The 6,154-nt window shown below is 65.9% G+C and carries 5 protein-coding genes and 1 pseudogene; 3 read left to right on the top strand and 3 right to left on the bottom strand.

Annotated elements, in window-relative coordinates:
- The 3 genes and pseudogenes from GTK09_RS27270 to GTK09_RS25235 all read right to left on the bottom strand — a co-directional run.
- A pseudogene (locus tag GTK09_RS27270) lies at positions 1-276 on the bottom strand (hypothetical protein); the annotation flags it as partial.
- A gap of 160 nt (positions 277-436) precedes the next feature.
- Positions 437-2,344, bottom strand: a complete 1,908-nt coding sequence (locus GTK09_RS25240; RefSeq protein ID WP_163466175.1) for a propionyl-CoA synthetase — start codon at positions 2,342-2,344, stop codon at positions 437-439.
- Positions 2,345-2,421: 77 nt separating this feature from the next.
- A complete protein-coding gene (locus tag GTK09_RS25235) occupies positions 2,422-3,975 on the bottom strand; it encodes a 4-hydroxyphenylacetate 3-hydroxylase family protein (RefSeq protein ID WP_163466174.1) in 1,554 nt (517 codons plus the stop codon).
- A gap of 98 nt (positions 3,976-4,073) precedes the next feature.
- On the opposite strand from GTK09_RS25235, the gene GTK09_RS25230 reads away from it, so the two are divergent.
- Genes GTK09_RS25230 through GTK09_RS25220 form a run of 3 tightly spaced genes read left to right on the top strand, consistent with a single transcriptional unit; the run spans position 4,074 to position 5,888 of the window.
- On the top strand, positions 4,074-4,703 hold the full coding sequence (locus GTK09_RS25230; protein ID WP_163466173.1) for a TetR/AcrR family transcriptional regulator: 630 nt from the start codon (positions 4,074-4,076) through the stop codon (positions 4,701-4,703).
- The gene (locus GTK09_RS25225) at positions 4,703-5,233 is read left to right on the top strand and encodes an isochorismatase family protein (protein ID WP_163466172.1); all 531 of its coding nucleotides are present in this window, start codon (positions 4,703-4,705) and stop codon (positions 5,231-5,233) included. Before GTK09_RS25230 ends, GTK09_RS25225 begins: the two co-directional genes overlap by 1 nt.
- A gap of 28 nt (positions 5,234-5,261) precedes the next feature.
- On the top strand, positions 5,262-5,888 hold the full coding sequence (locus GTK09_RS25220) for a 2-hydroxychromene-2-carboxylate isomerase (protein WP_163466171.1): 627 nt from the start codon (positions 5,262-5,264) through the stop codon (positions 5,886-5,888).
- Positions 5,889-6,154: the final 266 nt, after the last annotated feature.

Genomic DNA, 6,154 nt, shown 5'->3' with positions numbered 1-6,154 from the left:
CCAAACGGAGGGCCAGGTCACCAAGCTCAAACTTCTCAAGCGCTCAATGTACGGACGTGGGAACCTCGATCTCTTGCGCCGTCGACTCCTCTTGGCCGCGTAAAACCACACAACCTGCGCAAGAGCCACTTTTTCGGGGGCAGACCACCGCCGTAAAAGGTAGTCAAGGAAGCCGCGCGCATAGGCACAGTAATTCCCGACCACGATCGGGCTGTATTGCTGGCTGGACAGTACGGTTCTGAGTTCTGTGATCAGTTGGTCATTGGTATTCGACATCGATGGCTCCTCTGCTGGTCAAAATGACCGCAGAAGTTTGCCATCGGAACGCAGAGGCCACGCATTGGATTTTTCGGCTAAAAGGAGACCTTCACCTCTCGACCTCTTCCAAGACGTACGCCGTTCATTTCACCAAGCTGGAAAGCAGACCTTCCGATCCTCAACGCTCGTTAGCGTTGAGGATCGCCCCTTCGATTTCCGTCAGGACCGCGGGATCCTCAATGGTGCCTGGCGGAGTGTAGGGTTCGCCGTCGGCGATCCGCTTGATCGTTCCGCGCAGGATCTTGCCCGATCGAGTCTTCGGAAGGCGGTCGATCACGAGCGCCTTCTTGAAGGCTGCCAACGGGCCGATGCGGTCGCGCACGGTGGCCACGATCTCTGCCTCGATGTCCGTCGTCGGCGTGTCTACGCCCGACTTAAGCACCACCAAGCCGAACGGCACCTCGCCCTTCAACTCGTCCCGGCAACCGAACACCGCGCACTCGGCGACGGCGGGGTGTGCCGCGACCGCCTCCTCCATGGCCCCGGTCGACAGGCGGTGGCCGGCGACGTTGATCACGTCGTCCGTCCTTCCCATCACCCAGATGTACCCGTCCTCGTCGACGGAGCCCGCGTCCGCCGTGTCGTAGTAGCCCGGTTGGGTCTGGAGGTAGCTCGAACGGAAGCGGTCGTCGGCACCCCACAGGGTGACCGCCGCGCCGGGCGGCAGCGGAAGCTCCAAGGCGATGTTGCCCATCACGCCCGGCGAAACGGACCGCCCCTCCGTGTCGAGGATGCGGATGCCGTAGCCGGGCATCGGCACCGCCGGGGAACCGTGCTTGACAGGCAGCCGCTCGAGGCCGAGTGGGTTGGCGGCAACTGCGCAGCCCGTCTCCGTCTGCCACCAGTGGTCGATCACGGGAACGTCCAGGAGACGCTCCGCCCATCGGATCGTCTCGGGATCGGCGCGCTCGCCCGCGAGGAACAGGGCGCGCAGTCCCGTCAGGTCGTGACCGGCGGCGTGCCGGGCGTCGGGATCCTCCTTGCGGATCGCCCGGATCGCCGTCGGCGCCGTGAACAGCACCCTGACCCCGTGCTCGGCGATGACGCGCCAGAACGTCCCTGCGTCCGGCGTGCCGACAGGTTTGCCTTCGAAGAGGACGGTGGTGCAGCCGTGCAGGAGCGGCCCGTAGACGATGTAGGAGTGCCCGACCACCCAGCCGACGTCGGAGGCAGCCCAGTATGTCTCGCCGGGGGCCATCCCGTAGATGGCCTCCATCGTCCAGCGCAGGGCGACCATGTGCCCGCCGTTGTCGCGCACGATGCCCTTGGGACGTCCCGTCGTTCCCGACGTGTAGAGGATGTAGAGCGGATCGGTGGCAGCCAGTTCGACGCACGGGCTCGGACGACCTCCTGCCAAGTCGGCAAGGGCATTCCGCTGCCGGTCATGCCAGTCGTGGTCGCGTCCGTCGGCCAGCTCGGCCTTCAGGCGCTCGCGCTGGAGGACGACGCATGCCGACGGCTTGTGGGCGGCCAGCGCGATCGCCTCGTCTAGGAGCGGCTTGTAGGCGACCGTCCGGCCCGGCTCGATGCCGCAGGATGCCGACAAGATGATCTTGGGCATCGCGTCGTCGATCCGCGTCGCCAGCTCGCGGGCCGCGAAGCCGCCAAAGACAACGGAGTGGACCGCGCCGATCCGCGCGCAGGCGAGCATGCCGACCACGGCCTCGGGCACCATGGGCATGTAGACGACAACCCGGTCGCCCTTCGCAACCCCAAGGTCCGTCAGCACCAGCGCGAACGCCTGCACCTCCCGAAGAAGCTCGACATAGGTGAACGTCCGTTTCGTCCCGGTGACCGGGCTGTCGTAGACGAGCGCGGCCTGGTCGGCCCGTCCGCCCTCGACATGACGGTCGAGCGCGTTGTGGCAGGTGTTGCACGTCGCGTCGGGGAACCAGCGGCCGTAGACCCCGGCAGACGGCTCGAACGCGACCGTCGGCGGCGAGAACCAGTCGACGTCGTTCGCCGCCTCCATCCAAAAGCCCGACGGGTCATTCCGCCAGCGGTCGTAGGTGTCGCGGTAACCCATGCGCGTGTCTCCTCCCAGCGCCGTCCGGATGTCGTTCGTCGCGCGCCGGGAGCCTCCCGCCCTCGGCGCGCCAGTCGCTACCCCGCCGCGGACACCGCGACCTCTTCGGCGTTCTGGGCATCGGGAAGCTTCGGCACCTCGCACCCGGTGACGCAGCAACGGCCCGGCTGCTTCGAGACGCGCTGTCCGTCGTCCATGACGCCGCGGTCGAGGAGGCTCTCCACCAGCGCTACCTTCTCCATGACGGGGTAGTTGCGCCAGATTTCGCGCTTCATCGCCTCCGGGGAACCGCCGCCGTGGAGCGAGATCACCGAGTACCAGCCGCCCTGGTTGGAAACGGTCAGGTCCTCAATGAACCGGGACACCTCCATGCGCTGCTCCATCGGGATGTCGGGCCGGCCGCCGAGGACCGCCGAGAGCGAGGCCCTCGTCTCGGGATTGTGGTCCTCGTCGGGACCGGGAAGCGCCACGATCAAGCCACCCGACACGTAGTGGGCGACCTTGTGCATGTCGTAGATCTTGGTCGCGAGGAGCAGCTTGCCGATGTTCGAGAACACCGAGTCCGGCATGACCGAGCCAGCCGGGTCCTTGGCACAGTAGACAGAGGCCGCGACACCGCAGGCGTAGAAGCTCTCGGTGATGGTGATCAAGTCGACCATCTGCTCGCGGATGTGGCCGTGGCGGTCGGCATCGAGGCCATTCGCCTCGATCATCAGAGCGCCGGCCCCGATCAAGAGATCGCCGAACCCGGCCCGCGCCCCGATGCAGGAGTGGCGGTGGTGGTTGGCGTAGGAGGTGGTCAGAAAGCCGCCTTCCTCGTGCTCCCCGGCGAGGAAGACGCGGTCGTGCGGCACGAACACGTCCTCGAAGGTCACGACGCCGGTCGACTGCCCGTACTTGGCCGAGAACTTCGCGGCCGCCTCGCCGGGGCGCCCGGCGCGGCGTGCGACGATCGTTACCCCCGGCGCGTCGACGGGAACCGCGCAGCAGACCGCGAAGTCGGCATCCTCCGCGGTATGGGTGCGGCACGGCATGACGAGGAACTCGTGCATGTACGGCGCGCCTGTCACGATGGCCTTCGTCCCGGAGATGACGATGCCATCTGGGCGTCGCTCCTTGATGTGGACGTAGACATCGCGGTTCTGCTGCTGGCCGGGCCGCTTGGAACGGTCACCCTTGGCATCAGTCATCGCGACGCCTAGCGTGAGATCCCGGTCCTGGACGTCGTGGAGGTAGGAGAGAAAGCGCTGCGAGTAGTCCGTCCCGTGCGAGTCGTCGGTGCGCTTCGTCGCCTGGAAGATGCCGTTGAGGGCATCATGGGTCAGGTAGCGCTGGGCGCAGCCCGAGACCTTGCAGACGAGCCGGACGGCCTCGAGCTTGTAGAGAAGGTCGGTCGAGGTCTCGTTGATGTGGAGCATGCGGTTGACCGTCTTGCCGGACGTTCCCTGCCGGGCGGTCATGATCGGGATATGGTCGGGGTGATGGGCGAAGTCGTAGGTGACCCCGACACCGTTGATCCCGGGAAGCAGGAGCGGCTCGTCGGCGATGCTCTCGACGCGCTGGCCGTCGACGAAGACGCGGGGCTTGTAGGCGCGCAGGGACTCCCGGTACGCGGCGGCATCCATCAGCATGGCGTTCTCCTAGCCTAAGGGTCCAATGTCTCGAATGACTCCAAACTTGAACACTGTTCGAATTTGTGTCAAGCGTTAGATCGAAAAGGACGGACGGCATGGCGGCACGACGATCGGAACGGCAGCAGGCGGTGAGCGAGCACAAGCGTACGCTCATTCTGGACGCGGCACGCGACGTGTTCGCCCAGGACGGTCTGGAGGGTGCCAGCCTGCGCGCCATCGCCATGCGCGCCGGGTACGCGCCGGCGGCGCTTTACTTCCACTTCGACTCCAAGGAGGCGATCTACGCGGAGGTTCTTCGGGGTTCACTCGCAGCCCTCGGTGACCATGTGGGCCGGGCGGTGTCAGAGGCGGCGGGGCCGGCGGAGCGGCTGCGTGCGGCGGCGATGGCCTTCTTTAGGTTCTACGCGGAGAACCCCGGCGACCTCGATCTCGGCTTCTACCTGTTCCGGGGCGGCATGAAGCCGAAGGGCCTCGGGCGTGAGCGTGACGAGGACCTGAACAAGGCTCTCGCGGCCGCGCTGAACCCTATCGCGGATGCGGCCGTGGAGGCGGGTGCGTCCCGGTCGGATGCCGAACTTCTGGTGGTCGACACCTTCGCGCATGCCACGGGCCTGCTCCTCCTCCTTCACACTGGCCGCATCCGGATGTTTGATGCCTCCGCCGACGAGCGGATGGAAGCCTATGTCGGCGAGCGTGTCGTTCGTCTCACCGCGGGAGCGAAGTGATGCCGATCCTCGATGCAAGTGCCTCGACCCTTCTCGTGGTCGACTTCCAGGCCCGGCTGATGCCCGTGATCGAGGGGGCGGACGCGGCGATCGGGAATGCCCGCCGCCTCCTCGATGCGGCGGCAAAGCTCGAGGTGCCCTGCGTCTTCACGGAGCAGAACCCGGCCGGGCTCGGCGGCACGGTCGAGGCGTTGAGCGCGCCCGGCGCGGTGCTGCCGAAGATGACGTTCGATGCCACGGGGTCGCTCGGGATGCTGGATCATGCCCCGGAGGACCGAGCCGTCGTCGTCGCGGGATGCGAGGCCCATGTCTGCGTTCTCCAAACCGTCCTAGGTCTGCTGGAGGCCGGGAGGACGGTCTATGTCGTCCGCGACGCCATCGGCTCCAGACGGATCGAGAACAAGGAGGCGGCGGTGCGCCGAATGGAGCGGCACGGGGCGGAGATCGTGACGACGGAGATGGTGGTGTTCGAGTGGCTCGGCACCTGCAAGCACCCGCGGTTCCGCGAGGTCGTCGCGCTCATCAAATAGTTCGCCACGGCACGGAGGGAGCAGGACCATGCAGGCCATCTGGTACTTCGACATCATCAGCCCCTACGCCTACCTCGCGCTGGAGGAGGTAGAGGAACTGTCGCGTTCGATCCCGATCTCCTACCGCCCGATCCTCTTCGCAGGGCTCCTCAAGCATCATGGCCAGCTCGGCCCGGCGGAGATCCCCTCGAAGCGGATGCACACCTATCGGCTATGTGCCTTCGAGGCGCAGCGTCGCGGCGTCCCCTTCAGGTTTCCGCCCGCCCATCCGTTCAAACCGCTGCGGGCGCTTCGACTTCTCTGCGAGACGGGAGGCGACCCGCAGGTCACACGTCGGGTGTTCGAGCACATCTGGCGGGACGGGCACGACCCGAACGATGACGAGAGTTGGGATCGACTGACGGGGCAGATCGATCAAGGCACGGCCACCACGTCCACGATGCCGCACGATCTTCGCCGTAACACCGACGAGGCCGTGCAGGCGGGCGTCTTCGGTGTTCCGACGCTGATGATCGAGAACGAGATGTTCTGGGGCGTCGACGCACTTCCGATGGCACGTGCCTACATTGCCGACCGGACCCTCTTCGAGAAGGGTGAACTGGGTCGCTTGGCTTCGATCGAGAATCCGCTCACGTCTCCGGCTCGCGGCGGATAGACCGTCTGGCGTTGTAGTCTTGTTCCCTTTGGTGTTCGGCAGCTTCCATCAAGTTTTGGCCGAAAGCGGACCGGAAGCTTTCCACCCAAGTTTGCCGTTCCCCTTGACCAACGGCAACGCCAAAAACCGGTCGTTCCATCCTTCAAGTCTCGGCGAGCCGTACCGCTGCACCTTTATGCCGCTATGGGCAGAAAGCTGAAGAGCGCATCGCGGTCGATAATCCGCGCAAAACTCGACTCCGTTAAGCGCCGACCGCCAGCGCCTGG

This window comes from Jiella pacifica, from assembly GCF_010500815.1.
GTDB lineage: Bacteria > Pseudomonadota > Alphaproteobacteria > Rhizobiales > Rhizobiaceae > Jiella > Jiella pacifica.
Note: the sequence above shows the minus strand (reverse complement) of the source record. Positions and strands in the feature narration are given on the sequence as shown.

What these genes read in the sequence shown, in the direction of transcription:
- GTK09_RS25220 (WP_163466171.1), top strand. Translation starts at nt 5,262, where the DNA reads ATGCAGGCCATCTGGTACTTCGACATCATCAGCCCCTACGCCTACCTC.
- GTK09_RS25240 (WP_163466175.1), bottom strand. Translation starts at nt 2,344, where the DNA reads ATGGGTTACCGCGACACCTACGACCGCTGGCGGAATGACCCGTCGGGC.
- GTK09_RS25225 (WP_163466172.1), top strand. Translation starts at nt 4,703, where the DNA reads ATGCCGATCCTCGATGCAAGTGCCTCGACCCTTCTCGTGGTCGACTTC.
- GTK09_RS25235 (WP_163466174.1), bottom strand. Translation starts at nt 3,975, where the DNA reads ATGCTGATGGATGCCGCCGCGTACCGGGAGTCCCTGCGCGCCTACAAG.
- GTK09_RS25230 (WP_163466173.1), top strand. Translation starts at nt 4,074, where the DNA reads ATGGCGGCACGACGATCGGAACGGCAGCAGGCGGTGAGCGAGCACAAG.